Origin of the sequence: uncultured Pseudoteredinibacter sp. (genome assembly GCF_947502065.1) — a bacterium.
Taxonomy (GTDB): Bacteria; Pseudomonadota; Gammaproteobacteria; order Pseudomonadales; family Cellvibrionaceae; genus Pseudoteredinibacter.
The window spans coordinates 1,352,918-1,371,269 of the sequence record NZ_CANMYE010000001.1 but is presented as its reverse complement, the minus strand read 5'-3'; the positions used below and the strand labels follow the sequence as shown (position 1 = coordinate 1,371,269).

The following is an 18,352-nucleotide window of genomic DNA, read 5'->3' as shown; positions in this document are numbered from 1 at the left end:
AGAGCATTATCTAGTTCCAAATTATATTTATCGGTTAATGAGAACCAATATATTGAGCTTCAGCAGTGAGAGTTGTGTTGAGTAAAGTCTTGTGATGAACAATAAGGGTATCGTTCATCGTTAGCATAAAAAGTAAAACGATCTTAATTTGGCCACATAGAAAAGACGCCAGCTTGGGGGAGGGATTTGGAGTGACTAGGCTCCTGACAAAATCTCTCGGAGAGGTTTTGGGCTTGGCCGAAGGCTGAGCGCCCGGATGGCGCGAATCCACGGAACGGGTTGCTGCATGACTATTCTGCGAGGAGCAGAATAGGGCTTGCCCGAAGGGTGAGCAACTGGATGTTGCGAGTCCACTCAGCGTCGGAACGGAAAATCGCTCCCCCAAGCTGGCGTCTGGATATTTACCTCGAAGTACAATAAGCCTATAAGTATTGCCGATTAATAAAGCTGATCTAAACTACCTCTCCAGCGCTTTTTATACCGTAGCTGTGACAGCTGCGAATTTTTCTCGGTTCCCCTCAATTCATCAATCTTGCAGAACCAAGCCTTTAGCCCTTGTTTGGACAAGAAAGCATGGCTCAAAAGCAGATAAAACAAACTCTTAAAAGTAAACTTTCTCTCTAAACTACGAATAAGCAAGCTCTTAGCCTGCTCAAAACAAGCAGCATCAATATTGAGCTTAGCCAAATGCCTAAGGTGCGTGGCTGTGCAAGCAAGCAAACTACCGCGTAGACTATCCTGCAAACCATCATGGCGAGCTATATCAAACAACTGCTGACTGTACTGACATTCCTGAGTTTCAGGTTTTTGCGCACAAGCACGATTATCCGCCTCCAAACGGTATACGCTTAAGCGTAGCGGCGAATAGGCGATACGACCACACAAAGCCGCGCGCTGCCAAAGCTCTTGATCTTCTCCCATACGCTGACCAAGCGGAAAGCCACCTAGCTTTAGTAATAAGGCTTTAGCGATACAAACACTTGAAGCATTAAAAGGAAGATCTCCTTCAGCCACCATATCAAAATAGTTTTCTAAATCAGTGTTTCGACCGTAGCGAAATTTAGCAGCCTGGTAATCAAGCTGGCCAAGCTGATACTGATAGGCTGTAGCGAGAAATTCACTTGAATGACCATCAAAATATAGCTGCTCAATCTGACTCAAAAACTGGGGCAGCCAAACATCATCAGCATCCAAAAAGGCAATGTACTCGCCATTGGCTAGTTCAATGCCATGGTTTCTAGCAGCCGATACACCTTGGTTTTCTTGCCGAACAAGATTTATGGCGTCTTTCTGAGTGCTGGCTAAGCAGGAAATATAGGCGCTGACAACTTCAAAGGATGAATCCGTAGAACCATCATCGACAATAATAACTTCGTCGGCAGCACGATCTTGTTTCAATACTGATTCAAGAGTGGCAATAATTTCTTCTGCTTTATTGTACAAGGGTATTACCACACTAATGCTTAGTGATTTACGCATAGCAGATCCTCCATAGCGATTGAACGAAGATCAAAGTTTTTCAAAGAAGCTCTTAATGCATCCGAGATAGCAAGCTGCGCCCCGTCAAATCCATACTCAAGTCCGTCAATCAACTCTTTTTGTAGTCTCATTTCATTAAGTTTAAATGCATCAAAGCGATATCGAGCTGGAGCCTTAACTTGCTGATGCCAGCCATCACATTTACTGTGATAGGAAAGATTGATGCAGGGTGTTTCAGCCAAGTAGGAAAAAACAGCCGCATGCAAACGCATAGCTAGAACAACACGCATTTGTTTAAACTTCTCTATTATCAAGGCCGGATTACTTTGGTAGTAGTAATAGATAACGGGCACACCTTGGGGAATAAGGTTTTTGAGCTGCTTGTGAACCGCGCTATCACCCAGGGTGGGATGCCCATTAAAATCAAATAAATAGATGGGCTCACCCGTTAATGCGTGTATTAAGGCTAGACTCCGCGCTAAGGCTTTTAAGCGATAAGTTTCAGCCGCATAGTCGCCACCGAGTCTTTCAACTGGGCACAGAGCAACAGCAATGCCACGTCGTTTATCTTTCTGAGAGGTATTTACCACAATGCTATTATCTCCAGGTGTCGCTTGAGCTTCCGAACAGCGATGCAACTGAGCCTTGGGGATTTCACTTAGTATCGCAGCGAGATCGAAAGTTAGTTCTACATTCGCGTTAGCAGATAGAGATTTAGCGATCTCATAACTTTGCTGATCTCTAACGCCAACAAAATCACATTGCTCTAAGAATTTTTTACACTCTTTTTCAGCGGCTGTATTTTTAAAAGGCCCAAGCCCAACCCCTAAGGCGGAGTTGCGCCCTTGGTTAATGCGGCACAAATGGCGCATATGTTGAATATCACGGGCACAATGAAAGACACTTCCGCCGCCGAAAATTAGATGCTTGTTTTGCCAGGCAGCTCGGTATTGCAGCAATCTATTCTGTCCGGGAAAGTCCTGATGCTCATTAATCAACGAAGGAATAGAGCCGAGTAGTGGCAATTTGAGTTCATGACATGCATTGACCGTAACTTGCTCAGCTTGGAAGTAACGCTTTGCGCCCCAGGCACTGGCGAGCAGAAGGGCATTGTCACCCGCATTGTGCATACCATAGTAGCCAAATAAGAATGCTTTATTCATAACACCACTCCATTTCTGTAGTCGTACAGCGGTTATTGCAAGCGCTGTACCAGTAAATTGAGTATTGGTAAGTTATTGTTTTATATAAATTAAATGGCTGAATGCTGCTGAGCCTAAAGAAAGCTATAGTCTTGCAGGAGCATATTTCACTGCAGTTTAGGAATATTTTGCATTTTGCAAAATTGGCTCAAGGCAACTTTTATCGATACTGTGATTGCTAGGTATTTTCAGGCTTGCGCCAATCCACAGCAAAGCGGGCCAGATTATATAGGCAAGGATTTCTAGGTTTTCAGTGAAACTATAAACACAGAGTATAAAGCAGAGTACGAAGCCACAGCAGATATCAGCATCTTCGTGGGCACGCCAGAGCAGATAAAGTGCAGTCATGACGAGTGGGCAAGCAAATGCCAGTAAACCCACCAGACCCTTAACATAGAGCAGACCATACCAACTGTGGTGTGAGCCAATAGGCATAAACTCTACGCTCTTAGGGCCTGCGATTACAATCCCATGGCCAAACCAATAGGCGTCATTCTGCCAGCTTTGGATGGCGATCTGCGCCAACTCGGCACGAACTCTCGTGGAGTCTGGTCGGGCATTCTTGATATCGTCCATAGTCGTCTGTAATAGCTCTATAGCCTCAACACTAAACAACAGCAATACGGGCGCAATGACTGCAAGTAAAAGGTATATCGGACGCTGCGCGCTTAAGCGCATAAAAACATAAAGGGGCCCACAAATAACGAGTAAGATCCAAGCGACACGCGACTGGCAAAGTATCATCATAAGTACACAGCTCGCCATTCCCGCTAATCTCAATGGCCGTTGTTCTGTACGGCTACACATGATCAGCAGCAAGCTGGCGACTAAACCCCCAGCCGGGGCCCAAGGCGCATAGAAAAACCAGCGTGGCCAGCTCGTCTCTGGGTTGATACCGTATAAACGCACATCAAAGAACTCTGGACCACCACCACCCATAAACTGCAAAGGAGAGATGTATAAGCTCTGCGGCAGTTTTAGTATAAAAGCAAATACAGACACAAATGCATAAAGCCCGCCCATTAGTGCAAGCCAGCAGCAAGCGCGGCTGATATTCGTTAAATTTAAAGGCAACAATGCGCCAAGACCAATAAACAGCGCGAATAGCGCCCAGCCCTTAGCCCAGCCAAAACTAGACTTAATTGTCTTCGCCGCGCCCAGTTGCCACTCTGCATGCGCGATCAATAGACAAATAAGCAGTAATAACATGCCTAAAGCCCAAAGCAATACCAAAACAGATAGTTGCTGGTAGTGCCTAGGGCCCTCGATATACAGGCGAAGCATTACAATAAGCAATATTACCCAGGCGATAACAGAGCCCAATAGATATAGCAATCCAAAAATATACGCTGGCCAGGTTGCTAGGATTGCATAAATGATCAGTTTTTCTTCAATAAGAATTGAATAATGGCTTGTCTTTGCCATAGCAAAACCCCTCCACAATTCAGTAAGACTAACGCAGCAATAATGGCCAATAAGGCAATCATCGGATTAGGGCTGATCGGATTAAGAGCCATACTCGGTGCAGCGAGTAGTTGAACAATAGGGTAGGACGCATAAATATCACTTTGGTTAAGCTCTAGACGCGCCGCCGCGGAATTGTAAACAGCTTCGGCTCTTTGAAACTCACGTTCAAGACGGTCTAATTCAGCAGCTTCACGGGCCAGAATTTTTAACTCGTCTTGCAGGCGAAGTTCATTAAGTTTGATCTGTTCGTATTCTGCATTGAGGCCCTCTAGCTCGGCATTATCCATGAGCAATTTTGAAAATAGGGATGCCAACTGTTTGCTTGAGCCTAAATTAGTGTTTTGCAGTATTTCCGCTGAGAACTCTCCAGCTATTTCTTCGCTGCGTTTGCGAATATTGGCTCGAGCGGTACTGTAACGCTGCTGAACTTTGCGCATCTCTGGATGATTTTTAGCAAATTTAGCGCGATGCTCGTTGTATTTAACGTTAATGATCGCCAGTTCTTCCAGATAAACGTTAAAGCGGATATCAGACTGTAAATTAAGGGCTTTTGCCGCAATATAAGGCGAGATACCAAGATCCTTACTGAGCCTATCCACCTCGTACTCAAGTCGCTTGATTGCGGCGCTTAGCGATGATTTTTTGCTACGAGTGTCTGAAATTAAGGCGAGGTGATCACTCATCATTTTTTTGTCTAGCAGTAAAGATTGCTGCTGAAAACTAAGTAGTTTCGAGCGACTATCATTGAGCGTACTGAGTTGTACAGACAGGGCCTTGCGAGTGCTTTGTTGGCGTCTTTTTAACTCGTCCTCTCGCAGCTCCGATAAGCGTTCTTGCAGTGCGGAAAAATAAGCCCATGCGAGCTCTTGGCTGTGATCAGCATTAACACTTCGAATGTCCAGCTCGATTATTGAAGTTTGCTGCAATAGCTTAACTTTGGGCCTAGCGGGGGCTTCGGCTAGATTAAGTTGACGCTTTACTTTTTCGGCGACGTCTCGGCTTTCTAGAATCGATTTGTAATTCGCTCTAGGATTAAACTGCTGGCTGAACGGTGAGCTCGAACTGGAGCTAACTTGGCCAACGTTTTCTAGTTTTACATTACTATTACTACCTTTGCCCGGTAGAAGAATGGACATTTTACTTTGAAAAATCGGTGTCTTTATTAGATACAGTCCAACCATCAATATTGGGATTATGTTCAAGGCAAGAAACAGCAGCACAGTCAAGCGACGCTTAGTGCGGCTTGCCTGTTTTTTCTTTAGCTGTTTCTTATTTGATTTCATATCAATTCTCAATATTTGTTTGGCTGTTACAACAATTTAATCGGTGACAATATGTCTAACAAAGAGCGTGCAAATGAACGAGCATTGCTAATGTCTGAGTCATAGCAGGCAACAGCGTCATTTGGCATCAGATAAGGATTGAGGTTATCTCTGTCTGGGTGCCTAATAAGCTCTTCGACTGATCGTTCTAACACGCGGGTTTTTCCAGTAAATGGATTTCGGCTTGCTAGGATCACTTTACGAGAAGAGTTACTAAGACTCGCACCTCCAACACAGTTAGCCGAGGTAACGGCATGTAGCAGGCGTGAACCATAAGGTAGGTTGCTGCTGTATCGCCCCACGGCTGCATTAGCATTGTTAGAAGCGGTTTCACTGAGGTTTGAGAGGAATACACGCATCCCCTTTGGCGTGATCATGCTCGGGCGGATTAAGTACTCCTGCATGCAGCCAGTGCTCGGCACATGAATTTTATCGCCAGCTTGTAAACCGACATCTTGGTATTCACCGCCATCTACGATTCCCGAAACGTCAACACGATAGCGCCAATCGCCGCGACTGATCTGCACATTTTTTAGATCCGCATCTGGCCTTACGCCGGAAGCTGCACGTAATGCTTCAGACAGCAAGCGAGTTTGTGCAAAGTCACCCCTAGCAAGCAACTTACTTTCAGCCTGCTGCTCTTTATTTTTTTCATTGATACGAACACGGCCAGGCTCGAATACAGAACCTTGCACCGTAATATCGATTGCGGCCCATTGCAGGACTCGCACATCAACCATCAGGGCGTGGGCTTGGTAAATAGAACCTTTGATTAGGGCGAGTTCTAGCTGCTGTTCTAGCTCGACGCTACTCAAGCCTGCGGCCTTTATGGGTTCGATCATGGCTAACTTCAAATAACCATCAGCGGAAATTATAAAATGTCCTGAGTGAGCCTTATCCAGGCTTATTTCGATCTCGATTAGATCACCAGGGCCCAACACGGATTTGGGTGCATTGTTGTTTCGCAGGAGAGTGTTACTCGGCTTGTTTAAGGAGCTGGCCTGGCACATGGGCTCGATACCGTAAATGTGGTTTGGCACGTCAACTTGGCTGCCGTATAGAAAGTGGCGCTCGCTATTATTGCCATTGTCCGGCAGGCCTAGTCCATGTTGCTGGGTGCAGGCCGCTAAACTGAGTATGGCTGCAAGTCCAAGCAGGGGGTAGCTGGCTTGTTTTCTCATGGCATAACTCCACATAGCTAATTTAAGATGATTTCTTTACGCTAGCTCTGCAAAACTTAAGCCATTATAGATTTATAATGGTAAGTGATTGAAAATAAAGAGATTATTACTTGAAAAGGGTTTGTAAATGTCTTGCCAAATTGCAATTTTTGCATTTTGCAAAGAGGAAAAACCCATGAAAGTCGCAGGATAGAGAGCTATTTGAAGGAGTTTATTCGGCTGCGATAGGTTCGCGATTGACCGGTAAGCTGATGTGGAAGCTGGTGCCCTTGCCAATGTCACTGCAGACGCGAATCGTGCCTCCGAGGCTCTCTATAATGCCATAGGATACGGAAAGCCCTAGACCAGTGCCTTTGCCAACCTCCTTGGAGGTGTAGAAAGGGGTGAAAATTTTATCCATATCCTTTTCAGATATACCCTTGCCATTGTCCTCTACAAGGTAGTGAATATAGCCACTCTCTTGATAACCCTTAATTTTGATCAGACCGTTTTCATCGACAGCATCACAGGCGTTGACGATAAGATTAATGAAGACCTGGCTCAATTCATTTAGATTACACATGATAGGCGGTAATTCGGCCAAGTCGGTATGAATCTCACAGTGGTATTTGACCTTATTATTGGTAATGCGAATCGCAGAAAGAATGGCTTCATTGCTATCGTTAAGTTGCACATCCGCTGACTTTGAGCGAGCAAACGATTTTAAATCGGCCACAATGGCTTGTACCCGATCCACACCTTCGCGCAGCTCCGAGAATATCGCTTCTGAATCCCCAGCAATAAACTTTATTTTCTCTAGACGGGCGTGGTTAATATCGCTGTGTTGAGCGCCAGGTTTTTCGGGGAGATGCTGCTGATAAAACAAAAAATAGCGCTCTAAGGTGCCTATATTACTTTTGATAAAGGCCAGTGGGTTATTGATTTCATGGGCAATACCCGCTGAAAGTGTACCCAAAGAGGCCAGTTTCTCGGTTTGTATTAGCTCTTTTTGCTGCTGTTTTAACTTTGCGTTTGCAGCCTCGAGCTGCTGATTAGCCTCGTATATATCTCGTACCTTGGATTCCAGAAGAAGCTCAGCTTGTTGTCTGGCTTTGCGCTCACGTGCCAGTGATTTTTTATAAACTTCTATTTCATCCATCGGCAATGGTAACTCGTATTTCGCAATGGTCTGAGCCTTCATGCATACACACTGGGTGTTCGATGCGTATAGGGGTTTGATAGTAATTTGCGGATGCTTCTATTAATCCGACAGATAGATGGCAGAGCTTTCGTGGAGAGCGATAGTGCATCAATAGTTGCTTGGGTGATTCTCGATCGTATTCAAAATCTGGGGTCGAGGCATTGGGGTAGAGTTTATTCACCTCCATATGAATCACCGAATCTACCGAGATTAAGAAGTCAAAGAGATTATCGTGTGAGGTGATGAACTGAGGGTAGTTTTCCTCAAAATACTGCCACAGAAACTGGCCAAAACGTCGAATAAGCACCGGTGCCGGCATATCTAGCAGCTCAGAAGCCGCCCCGACAAGAGAAATCAACTCTTGATCGTCATATTGTGCGGTAGCGACATAGATACCTCCCGATGGCGGATTCGCCGTATCGAGAATATTTTGCCACATAGCCAAGCCGTAGTTGTCCTCTACTAATTCGGCAAAATTTGTAAAAACTACTCCTTTCATAGCACAGCCTCCATGTTGCGACGTATTCAGTTTATGCTGAATATCACAAATAGCAAACTGTAATGGCTAAGTTTTGTATTAGGTTTATACTAAAGCCATGAAATCTAAAGAGAAATTCGGCATGGATTCCAATACTAGCGATATTCTGTCATTTGATAGCGGTGATTTGCCAGCTATCGAGATTATGATTGTTGATGATGAGCAGTCGATTTTAAACAGCCTGCAAAGGCTGCTTTTTGATATGGACTGTAATATTCGCACCTCAACAAGCGGCCACGAGGCCTTGCAGGCGCTGCAAGATCAAGCAGCCGATATTGTCATTTCGGATATGCGCATGGCAGGCATGGATGGCGTTGAATTTCTCAATGAAGTTGCCAGTCGCTGGTCAGAAACTGAGCGGATTTTGCTTACTGGTTATGCAGACCTAGAATCTACGATTGGGGCTATCAATAAGGGCAAAATCAATTTCTATATGGAGAAGCCCTGGGATGATGATCGGTTACGCCGGATTGTTCAAAAAGGTATTTCGATAAGCCATGGGAAGCACCGTACACAGCTATTGGAAGAAAAAGTAAAACGACAGAATGAACAGCTAAAAGAGCTCAATGAAGACCTAGAGAAGAAAGTCGCTGAAAGAAGCAAGGATTTAGCGGAGAGCAATAGCAAGCTGCAAAGTTCGCTGGATCAGCTTAAAGTCAATTACCAACAGACGACCAATTTGTTCTCTAGCCTAATAGAACAAAGAATGGGTAACTCTTTGATCAGCAAGCAGAACCTTATGTTATTGCTGAAAAAGATGGCTGAGCTGTCTGAACTTGAAAAAGATGAAACTCGGGCATTAATCTATGCGGGCATTCTGCGAAATTTAGGTAAGGTTAGTTTTCCAGACAAGCTTATAAAGCGTGCTTACTTGGACCTTGACGTGCAAGAGCAGCGCGATTTCCAAACGCATATCAGTATTGCAGAAAACATGATGTCCAGTATGCCGCCTTTAAAAGGTGCCGCTAAGATTATTAGTCAGCGCCATGAGCAGCTGGATGGCCAAGGTTATCCCAAGGGGCTTTATTCACAAGACATCTCTACAGAAGCCAAGATTTTATCCGTAGTGTCAGACTTGTTGTTGTATTGCCAGGGATTGATCGAAACGAATTGCTTGTCTATCGATGAGGCGCTAGGGAAACTAAAAGAGCAGTCTGGCAGCAAATATGATCCTCTTATTGTCGAGCAGCTTTGTACATTACAAAGTGAATTGAAACTGTTTTTGCGAGATGCTGCAGACAAGTATATTAAGTTGGATCAACTTCAAGCTGGCATGTGTTTGCAACGCGACCTTGTTGCCAGCAATGGTGCCACTCTGCTTGCCGAGGGTGTTGAAATAGATCAGGAAATGATTGCGCGACTTAAGAGTTTGGCCGCGCAAATGGAGGAGGAGCTAAAGGTCTACGTCAAAGAGCCGGAATGATTTTTAGGCTCTTAAAAATGGATAAAAACAATATTGCTGAGATTTACTTCGTTTAGCTTTATACATCGCCTCGTCGGCATGTTTTACCAGCTCGGCCAAATTTTCGGCATTGCTGCTATGCGCAATACCAATACTAATTGCGCAGCCTAACAATTCTTCTTTGTGTGAAGCGCTAATCAATCTTCGCGCTAAACTAAGCGCAGCGTCTTTATCGCCGCCCATATAGATAACGAATTCATCTCCACCTAGTCGAGCCAAAAGATCAGAATCCCTGCATTCCTCTTTAAGAAAACTCGCAAAGCGGCAGAGTATTTTGTCGCCAACTTGATGCCCTAAGCGATCATTAACTTGTTTGAACTCATTGAGATCCATAAATAGCAGGGTAGATTCAGTTTTATCGCGCTGCAATTTAGCCCACATGGTTTCACCAAAATCATAGAACGCCTTTCGGTTGTAGACATCAGTTAAACAATCATGGGTAGCTTGATGGGCAATTAATTCTTGGTGCCGCTTTATCTGGGTAATGTCTTTACTAATACCAATGAGGCCTATGACCTTGCCCTTGTCGTCAAATACTGGATTTTTGGTGCTGCTCACCCAGCCGAGTTCGCCGCTGGGCAAGTAGTAGGGTTCTTCATGCTGAGCAAGGCTAATGCCCTTGTTAATAACACCTTGCTCGTGCTCAAAATAAAGCTCGGCATGCTCTTTAGGGAAGATATCGAAGTCGTCTTTGCCTTGTAGTTCACGCCATTGCTCATGACCCGTAAGGCGTGCAAAGGCGTCGCTGGCAAACATAAACTTATGTCGTGCATCTTTGATATAAACAAAGTCATCAGTGATGCTAAGAAGGGTTTCGAGCACGCTTTTATATTGTAAAGCCTGCTTAAACAACGCATCCAGTTTTGTGCTTTGCTGATCTAAATCCAAGCTTGGGTAGGCATTGAGGCTTGTAGACCAGTGTTGGAGCCCAGTCATGCTAGCCTCTTACTTATCCTTAGTAACAGGGCTAACTGTAGTTATACAGTGAGGAGAATACAAGAAATAATTAAAGAGAATTTTGTGCTTTACTCCAGTTTTAGCTTGAATCATGCTGGAAGCAGCCGCTTCGCCTAAAAACAGACAGAGTGTGGATTCTGATGCTTGGTAACGAGTGTGCCCATTTTTAACTGTTCTATTTTGTAACTTTGCCCACAGACAGGGCAATGAACGAGCTCAATTCCGTGGCTTTCCCCCATATGTTTTAGGGTGCTAAGCAGTAAGACCAGCTCATCATGATGCTGTGGTTCAAAGCAATAGGGGTAGTTTTTGCAGTTACAGTTATACATACACCGAGCAATCAATATCCGGCATGCTTGTTATTAGTATCCTTATCACTACTGATGTTATTACTAGCATGTCCACAAAACTCCGCAGAGAGTGAACGTAAGGATTGAGCCAATAAGGCAGCATCGACACCAAGCCCAATAAAATCGACGCCTAGCTTCTCGTAATGTCGGGTCATACTGGTATCGACCGATAGTAAGCCGCAAGCTTTGCCCTTAGATTTAATTTTTGAAATGGCTTGTTCAATTTTGTCGACCACATCTGGGTGGTTGGGTTGACCAATATAGCCTAAGGATGCAGAGAGATCTGAAGGGCCGATAAAAATCCCGTCGAAGTCTTGCAGCTCTAGAATCTCATCTAGCTGCTCCAGTCCTTGCTGGGTTTCTATTTGTAGGATAAGACAAACATTATCATTGGCTTGCTCAACGTAGTTTTTAATGCCATTCCATTTCGCGGCTCTTGCCATTGAAGTACCCAGACCTCTCACTCCTTTAGGCGGGTAGTACATGGCATTAATAAGTTGTTTAGCTTGCAAGACGGATTCCACCATGGGAATCAATAGTGTCTGGCAGCCTAAATCGAGAAGCTGCTTAATATTGCTGGTACTGCCTTCCGGTGGCCGCAACAAAGCACTGCTGGGATAAGGGGCCAAAGCTTGCAGCTGCCCTTGAATATCTTTTAGGGAATAGGGTGCATGTTCTGCATCAATTAACAGCCAGTCGAAACCTGCTGTTGCGGCAATTTCCGCACAAATAGGATTGGGCAACCCAAGCCAAAGACCGAACTGGCAGGCGCCACCATTGAGCTTTTGTTTAAACTGGTTCTCTTCTAATTTCATTATCGCTCGCCTTGTTTTGTGCCAGAAATTTTTTCTCATCGCCGCTGGGGCTATACAAAGTGGCAGGAGATTCCGCCTAATGGACCGTAATCAGCATGAATCGTGTCACCCGCTTTTACGGCTATTGGCGCGGTAAAGGAGCCCGATAAAATGATTTGCCCAGATTTTAAGCTTACCCCGTGCGGCGCAAATCGTTTTGCTACCCAGCTAACCCCATTAGCTGGATGATTGAGGACGGCAGCAGCCAAGCCGGTTTCTTCCAGCAAACCATTGAGATACAACAAGCCGCCGCACCAGCGTAGATCTTTGGCATCGGGTTTAATAGGGCGGCCGCCCATAATAATGCCTGCGTTGCCTGCATTATCCGCAATAGTGTCTTTTACGGTGCGTTTATATTGAGTCTCTGGGTGAACGCGATGACTGCGAGCAGCGATAATTTCTAATGCTGGCACCACATAATCAGTGGCATTGAGCACATCAAAGACAGTGACGTTCTCACCGCTAAGCTCTTCTTTCAGAATAAACGCGAGTTCCATTTCAATGCGCGGGTCACAAAATTGACTGACCTCAATATCACTACCATCAGCAAAAACCATATCTTCCAATAGCACACCATAATCGGGCTCTTTAATATTGAGTGCTTTTTGCATGGCCCTAGAGGTGTAACCAATTTTATAACCGACTACCCGCTGGCCATCATCGATTTTACGCTGCACCCACTGCTCTTGGATGGCATAGCTATCGCTAATGGTCATTTCTGGGAAGCGTAAACTGATCGGATCTATAGGCTGCGCTTGACGTTCGGCTTGATAGAGTTCTTGGGCAGCATGCTTAATTTCGGAAGTTGATAGTGTTAGCGGTTCACTCATATTAATCACTGTATTAGATGCAAGTTTTCAAGTGTTTGTTTTCTAAAAAAGGGCTTAGGGCTCTGCAAGATAAGTTCTGAGGTTGTTCTGGTTAAACTTTAAGGTTGCTGGCAATTCATTCATTTCAAAAGATATAGCCAAAGCTCTCTGTTCATAGAGATCTTTTAAGTGATTGCTAAGTGCTGCAAAGATCGCATCGGCCGCCGTTTGTTTCTCCGCGCCACTTCGTCCAGCGCCAAGGCGAACCTCCAAATGGATAAAGGCAAAGTCTGGATCACCATTAGCCACTCGGAAATGCTCACAACAATGAGCGCGACTGCGCAAGCCCGCTACCGGAAAAAGCTCGGTAGCAAGGGCCGCCTCATGTAAGGAAGCGAACAAGTTTTCAAACTGTAACTCGCTAGGGCTAAGGTTGCTTGAATATTCAAGAATAAAGTGCGCCATTTTTATATCCTAGAGCGTAGCGTTGCAGGTAGATGTATTATTCAACTGGAAAGACGGCATTGATCTGCCCAGTACCAGAGCTGCCAAAGTAGGGTGTTACTACTTCTACTTGGCCCTGATATTTATCCCAACCTAATACGCCTAATAACATTGCCGTATCGTGCATAAAGCCTTCGCCGTGACACTTTTCAGCGTATTCAGGCAACATCTGGGTAAAGCGTTGCCACTCGCCGTTTTTCCACATATCGATAACTTCTCGATCGGTGGTTTCTAAAAACTCAGACCAAACTCTAAAAAGATATTCTTCAGATACGCCGTTCTGCGCAAAACGATGGGATAAGGAGCCCGATGCGAGTATCGCCACATTGCCGTCATAGTCCTTTTCGATTGCTTCGCGAAAAGCAGCGCCAAGTCGTCGACTATCTTCTAAGTTGTGCACTTGGCACATCGCAGAAACAGAAACCACCTTAAAATGATTATCGTCGTTCATATACCTCATTGGCACTAGGGTTCCGTACTCTAAAGGCAAACTGGTATCGCTGTGGGCTCGGGTGAGGATTCCTGCCTCTGTTGCAGCATCCGCTAAGAGATGACCTAATGCTCTATTACCCTTGTAGTCATAGGGAAGGTTTTTAATAAAATGGGGCAGTTCGTTACTCGTGTATACCCCAGAGAAAGTCTCAGCGCAGTTAATATGGTAGCCCGCATTGACCAGCCAGTGGGTATCAAATACCAGCAGGGTATCGACGCCTGCATCACGACAACGCTGGGCGATTTCTTTGTGACCGTTGATGGCTGCTTCGCGACAACCTTTATTGGGCCCATCCATCTCGGAGAGATACATTGAAGGAACATGAGTAATTTTTGCCGCTAAAGATATTTGCCCCATGTTAATACTCCTAGTTTTGAATTTCTGTTTTTAGTGTGTCATTAACACTTGGCGAATCAGTCGTTGTTTGTTCGTTTCGAATTTGTCGAAATGGCCATAAACCAAAGAAATCGCTGAACATCACAATCAATGGAAAGGTAATCGCCAGCATGGCGTTTGCCAACCAAAGCTCTAATTGATAGTCAGGTAGCCCAGAATTGATATCTGGATTTAGCCACTGGGCAAAGGCCTGATAAATCAGCTGCATGGTAAAAGCTAGCACCAGTGCCAAGAGCACTGAGAGTAGCGCTTTGATAATCGCTCGATGATTTCCAAATAGGCTATTCTCCAAGAGATTAAGCACAATAAAAGCTCCGAAAATAAAGCTGACCGGACCACGTACCATATATTTAACAGGGTCGAATCCCGCAATATAAACAAAACCATAAAAGGGAATTGCAGCTAAGGCCAATATCCAGAGGCTATTAACAATGGCCGCTTTAGATCCCTCAAGGGATAATAGGCTTACTGGGTAAAAGTCGAGTAACAAGCACAGCATTATTATAGCGACGGTGGTAACCAGATAGGCTAAAACTGGCCAGGCCGAAAATAAACCATCTGTTTCCAAGCTGCTAATATAGATTTCTGCTCCAGCTAAAAAGTGGAAATTAAACAGACTGATGAAAACGCCGTAGGCTAAAACATAGGCTGAACAAAGAATAACAATACCCAAGGCAATCGGAGACTGGATTATTGCGGCAAAGGGCCAAGCATTCCAAGCCACCATAATCCAAAATGTAGCGATAACAGTGACAATTGTTAGCATCATCAGTTGGGGTGTTGGGCCAAAACCTTGCCCAGCTAAAAAGTGTAAGGCGGAGCCAAAGATTAATCCACCTAACAGGCTGATGGCGGTTTGAATACAGCCTTTGCTGACGGTTGGCATATTTTCAAATAATGGCCCCCACACAAAGGCCGCGATGATTTGGGTGGGGATGCAGGCCATTACCGCAAAAGAAAGCCAACCCATAAAAAATGACGGTTCTGATAAAGCAATTATTCCTAGTGCGAGCGCTGCAATTATCGCTGTGCTGACTAGGCCTAAAATCGGTTGTTTCATAATGGTCTCATGCTCTGATTTCGATACTAAGGGCTAACTACGTCTTATCGTTGGCTATCACTTCAATGGTAACTCGCCACCCAAGACCGGTACCTTGTGAGTTCCATGCGCAATACATATGTTTTTGGTCTCCATATAAAAATCAAAACTATAGTCACCACCATCACGACCAATGCCAGACATTTTTATGCCACCAAAAGGTGAGGGCAGGTTGCGATTATTTTCCGAGTTAACCCAAAGCATTCCGGCTTCTACCGCTCTAGCCATTCTCATTGCTCGACCACTGCTTTCTGTCCATATATACCCGGATAAGCCATACTCGGTATCATTGGCTAAGGCGATGGCCTCGTCTTCGGTATCAAAACCGATGCTAGTTAATACCGGACCGAAAATTTCCTCACGGGCGATTCGCATGGTGTTATCCGCGTCGGTGAATAGGGTCGGGCTAACATAATTACCATCCCCTAGATCTTTACGAGCTACCCCACCCACTTTTACCGTCGCCCCATCTTGCTTAACGATATCCATATAAGACATGACTTTTTCATAATGCCCTTTGTGCACAAGTGGGCCCACTTCACTTGCTGGATCGAGCGGATGACCTACGCTTAGGTTTTTGACTCGCTGCTCAAGAGCCGCTAAAAATTTATCTTTAATACCGCTTTGAATGAGCAGGCGGCTAGAAGACGTGCAGCGTTGGCCATTTAAGCTATAAATCATAAAAACGACGGCATCTAAAGCGCGCTCGAAATCCGCATCGTCAAAAACGATGACTGGGTTTTTACCACCAAGCTCAAAATGCACACGCTTTAAAGTATCGGCACCTTGGCGCATGATGTGGCTGCCCGTCGCACTTTCACCTACCAGGGCCACGGCTCGTATGGCTGGGTGTTCACTGAGTCGCTTACCTACTGTTGCGCCATACCCGTTGACGGTATTCCAAACACCTGCTGGCAGGCCGGCTTCCTGAGCTATTTCGGCCAGCAGCATGGCACTTAATGGGGTGAGCTCCGCTGGTTTATGAACGATGGTACAGCCGGCTGCTAGAGCTGGTGCTATTTTCCATGTCGCCAACATAAATGGCGTGTTCCAAGGTGTGATAATGCCTACTGGACCAATTGGGCTGCGAAGGGTGTAATTGGTATGTTCAGCCTGGTGAAGTGCTAAGCCATTTTGGGCTTCCGGGGCTTTATCGGCAAAGAATCGAAAGTTGGCGGCCCCTCGGATAGCGGCCTGTTTCATAAAGCGAATCGCCTGGCCACAGTCAGAGGATTCTACTAGGGCTATCTCTTCAGCTCTGGCCTCGATCAAATCGGCAAAATGATTCAGCAGTTTTTTGCGCTCTTGACCGGGCATATCTCGCCATTCGGGAAAGGCGTCTGCCGCGGCCTGGCACGCCGCATCCATATCTTCTGCAGTGCCGGCAACAACTCTGCCCATGCTCTGATTATCGCTAGGACTCAGGTTTTCATAAGTTGTAGCGCTGTTCGGCAAGACAAATTCGCCATTAATAAAGTGGCCTGTGCTCTGGCTGTGAAAGCGCTCTAAATAGCGTGCTGCCGACTCTTGGTTCTGAGCAAAGCTAGACATGGTAACTCCATGGATTTGATTAACGTGTTATTTAAGTTAACATGTTAATTATATTCACCGCAAGCCCATTTTTATTAGCGAATAACGCGCTGCATAGGCTGCCAAACTTGCTATTCCCCTTAAATATAAATTAACATGTTAATTATAAATTGCTTTCAAAGGTGGAAAGATGCGTTTTATTAGCTTTAAAAAGGCGGACGAAGTTAGCTGGGGCGTGCTCAAAGAGGATGGAATTGTAGATTTAGGTCAAAAACTCGGGGGAAGCCTGTTTTCGGCCCTTAGGGAGGGGTGTTTAGAGGAGGCCAAATCGCTTGCAGCTGTTGCCAGCAGCGATTGTGCATTATCTGACGTTGAGCTGTTGCAGCCGGTGTTAACACCAGAAAAGATCGCCTGTATTGGTGTGAACTATGCAAATCGCAATGCCGAATACAAAGATGGCTCTAAGCAGCCGAAGTTTCCTAGCTTGTTTATGCGCACGAGCGACTCCTTTACCGCGCACAGTCAGCCTTTGTGGCGCCCACCTGAATCCGATCAGTTAGATTATGAGGGTGAAATTGTCATTATTATTGGCAAAGCGGGGCGTCGTATTGCGGAGGAAGACGCCTATGAACATATTGCCGGGTTGAGCATTATGAACGAGGGCACCTTAAGAGATTGGGTACGTCACGCAAAATTTAATGTTACCCAAGGTAAAAACTTTATTAATTCCGGCAGTATTGGCCCCTGGATGGTCAGCGCCGATGAATTTACCCCCGAGCAATACGAAGATATGCGCGTGCGCACCTGGGTAAACGGTGAATTACGCCAAGATGACACTACCGCTAGTATGATGTTCCCCTTTAAATATATCATTAGCTATCTTTCGAAGTTTTATCATCTTAAACCCGGTGATGTCATTGCTACAGGTACGCCCAATGGCGCTGGAGCACGCTTCGATCCTCCTAGGTACTTAGTACCGGGAGACGAAATTAAGGTAGAAGTAGAAGGGGTGGGCACCTTGGTAAATGGGGTGATCGACGAGCCCCTGTAATTGCCCGCACTACTAATGCTGCGGGATACTGAGGATCTATGAGCGACAGTTTACGCAGTTTTGACCGCTCCTTGCCCATGTCTTTATTGCGGGCAAGGGAAGCGGTAATGAAAAAGTTTATGCCGGCACTAAAAGCCCACAATCTCTCCGCACAGCAGTGGCGAGTAATACGAGCATTGCAAGCCGATGGCGATATGGATATTTCTGAGCTTGCAGAGGCCTGTTATCTATTAAAACCCAGCTTAAGTCGAATTATTCAGAACCTTGAATCAAGAAATATCATTTCTCGCTCTAGCTCTTCTAGCGATCAAAGACGATCGCTAATCTCTTTAACCGATGTTGGGCATCAGCTATTTGTAGAGATTGCACCAAAGTCTAGCGAGCGATATGAATTTATTAGCCAGCGCTTTGGCCCTGGCAAGCTTGAGTTATTGTATGAGTTGCTTGATGAACTGGTCGAAAAGATCGAGGATTAAGT

At 45.4% G+C, this 18,352-nt stretch carries 17 protein-coding genes; 3 read left to right on the top strand and 14 right to left on the bottom strand.

Annotated features, from left to right (window positions below; translation table 11 throughout):
• Positions 1-438: 438 nt before the first annotated feature.
• The 7 genes from Q1A41_RS05670 to Q1A41_RS05640 form a co-directional block, all read right to left on the bottom strand.
• On the bottom strand, positions 439-1,479 hold the full coding sequence (locus Q1A41_RS05670; RefSeq protein WP_299975738.1) for a glycosyltransferase family A protein: 1,041 nt from the start codon (positions 1,477-1,479) through the stop codon (positions 439-441).
• The gene (locus tag Q1A41_RS05665) at positions 1,464-2,642 is read right to left on the bottom strand and encodes a polysaccharide pyruvyl transferase family protein (protein ID WP_299975736.1); all 1,179 of its coding nucleotides are present in this window, start codon (positions 2,640-2,642) and stop codon (positions 1,464-1,466) included. Before Q1A41_RS05665 ends, Q1A41_RS05670 begins: the two co-directional genes overlap by 16 nt.
• 156 nt (positions 2,643-2,798) lie before the next feature.
• Positions 2,799-4,106 (bottom strand): O-antigen ligase family protein, encoded by a 1,308-nt coding sequence (locus Q1A41_RS05660; protein ID WP_299975734.1) that lies wholly within the window; start codon positions 4,104-4,106, stop codon positions 2,799-2,801.
• Positions 4,061-5,431 carry a hypothetical protein gene (locus Q1A41_RS05655; RefSeq protein ID WP_299975732.1) on the bottom strand — a complete coding sequence of 457 codons (1,371 nt, stop codon included), beginning with the start codon at positions 5,429-5,431 and terminating at the stop codon, positions 4,061-4,063. Before Q1A41_RS05655 ends, Q1A41_RS05660 begins: the two co-directional genes overlap by 46 nt.
• Before the next feature lie 26 nt (positions 5,432-5,457).
• Positions 5,458-6,651: a polysaccharide biosynthesis/export family protein gene (locus tag Q1A41_RS05650; RefSeq protein ID WP_299975730.1), complete on the bottom strand. Its 1,194-nt coding sequence runs from the start codon at positions 6,649-6,651 to the stop codon at positions 5,458-5,460.
• Between the two features lie 211 nt (positions 6,652-6,862).
• The gene (locus Q1A41_RS05645) at positions 6,863-7,831 is read right to left on the bottom strand and encodes an ATP-binding protein (protein WP_299975728.1); all 969 of its coding nucleotides are present in this window, start codon (positions 7,829-7,831) and stop codon (positions 6,863-6,865) included.
• Positions 7,782-8,330, bottom strand: a complete 549-nt coding sequence (locus Q1A41_RS05640) for a heme NO-binding domain-containing protein (RefSeq protein WP_299769152.1) — start codon at positions 8,328-8,330, stop codon at positions 7,782-7,784. Before Q1A41_RS05640 ends, Q1A41_RS05645 begins: the two co-directional genes overlap by 50 nt.
• Before the next feature lie 121 nt (positions 8,331-8,451).
• Here Q1A41_RS05640 and Q1A41_RS05635 point away from each other — a divergent pair, with 121 nt between their 5' ends.
• Positions 8,452-9,792, top strand: coding sequence for an HD domain-containing phosphohydrolase (locus Q1A41_RS05635; RefSeq protein WP_299975726.1), 1,341 nt, complete (start codon positions 8,452-8,454; stop codon positions 9,790-9,792).
• 3 nt (positions 9,793-9,795) lie between these two features.
• Here Q1A41_RS05635 and Q1A41_RS05630 read toward each other — a convergent pair whose 3' ends face one another.
• The 7 genes from Q1A41_RS05630 to hpaE all read right to left on the bottom strand — a co-directional run bounded on the left by Q1A41_RS05630 (position 9,796) and on the right by hpaE (position 16,844).
• Positions 9,796-10,767, bottom strand: a complete 972-nt coding sequence (locus Q1A41_RS05630; RefSeq protein WP_299975725.1) for a GGDEF domain-containing protein — start codon at positions 10,765-10,767, stop codon at positions 9,796-9,798.
• A gap of 361 nt (positions 10,768-11,128) precedes the next feature.
• Positions 11,129-11,953, bottom strand: a complete 825-nt coding sequence (locus tag Q1A41_RS05625) for an aldolase/citrate lyase family protein (RefSeq protein ID WP_299975723.1) — start codon at positions 11,951-11,953, stop codon at positions 11,129-11,131.
• Between the two features lie 50 nt (positions 11,954-12,003).
• Positions 12,004-12,822 (bottom strand): 2-oxo-hept-4-ene-1,7-dioate hydratase, encoded by an 819-nt coding sequence (gene hpaH / locus Q1A41_RS05620; protein ID WP_299975721.1) that lies wholly within the window; start codon positions 12,820-12,822, stop codon positions 12,004-12,006.
• 54 nt (positions 12,823-12,876) lie between these two features.
• Complete coding sequence (locus Q1A41_RS05615; RefSeq protein ID WP_299975719.1) at positions 12,877-13,266, bottom strand: 5-carboxymethyl-2-hydroxymuconate Delta-isomerase; 390 nt, start codon at positions 13,264-13,266, stop codon at positions 12,877-12,879.
• Between the two features lie 37 nt (positions 13,267-13,303).
• Positions 13,304-14,155 carry a 3,4-dihydroxyphenylacetate 2,3-dioxygenase gene (gene hpaD / locus Q1A41_RS05610; protein ID WP_299975717.1) on the bottom strand — a complete coding sequence of 284 codons (852 nt, stop codon included), beginning with the start codon at positions 14,153-14,155 and terminating at the stop codon, positions 13,304-13,306.
• A 10-nt stretch (positions 14,156-14,165) separates the two neighbouring features.
• On the bottom strand, positions 14,166-15,254 hold the full coding sequence (locus Q1A41_RS05605; RefSeq protein ID WP_299975715.1) for a hypothetical protein: 1,089 nt from the start codon (positions 15,252-15,254) through the stop codon (positions 14,166-14,168).
• A 57-nt stretch (positions 15,255-15,311) separates the two neighbouring features.
• On the bottom strand, positions 15,312-16,844 hold the full coding sequence (gene hpaE / locus Q1A41_RS05600) for a 5-carboxymethyl-2-hydroxymuconate semialdehyde dehydrogenase (protein WP_299975713.1): 1,533 nt from the start codon (positions 16,842-16,844) through the stop codon (positions 15,312-15,314).
• 169 nt (positions 16,845-17,013) lie between these two features.
• On the opposite strand from hpaE, the gene Q1A41_RS05595 reads away from it, so the two are divergent.
• Both Q1A41_RS05595 and hpaR read left to right on the top strand, forming a co-directional pair.
• Positions 17,014-17,874 (top strand): fumarylacetoacetate hydrolase family protein, encoded by an 861-nt coding sequence (locus Q1A41_RS05595; RefSeq protein ID WP_299975711.1) that lies wholly within the window; start codon positions 17,014-17,016, stop codon positions 17,872-17,874.
• Positions 17,875-17,912: 38 nt separating this feature from the next.
• On the top strand, positions 17,913-18,350 hold the full coding sequence (gene hpaR, locus Q1A41_RS05590; RefSeq protein WP_299975709.1) for a homoprotocatechuate degradation operon regulator HpaR: 438 nt from the start codon (positions 17,913-17,915) through the stop codon (positions 18,348-18,350).
• Positions 18,351-18,352: the final 2 nt, after the last annotated feature.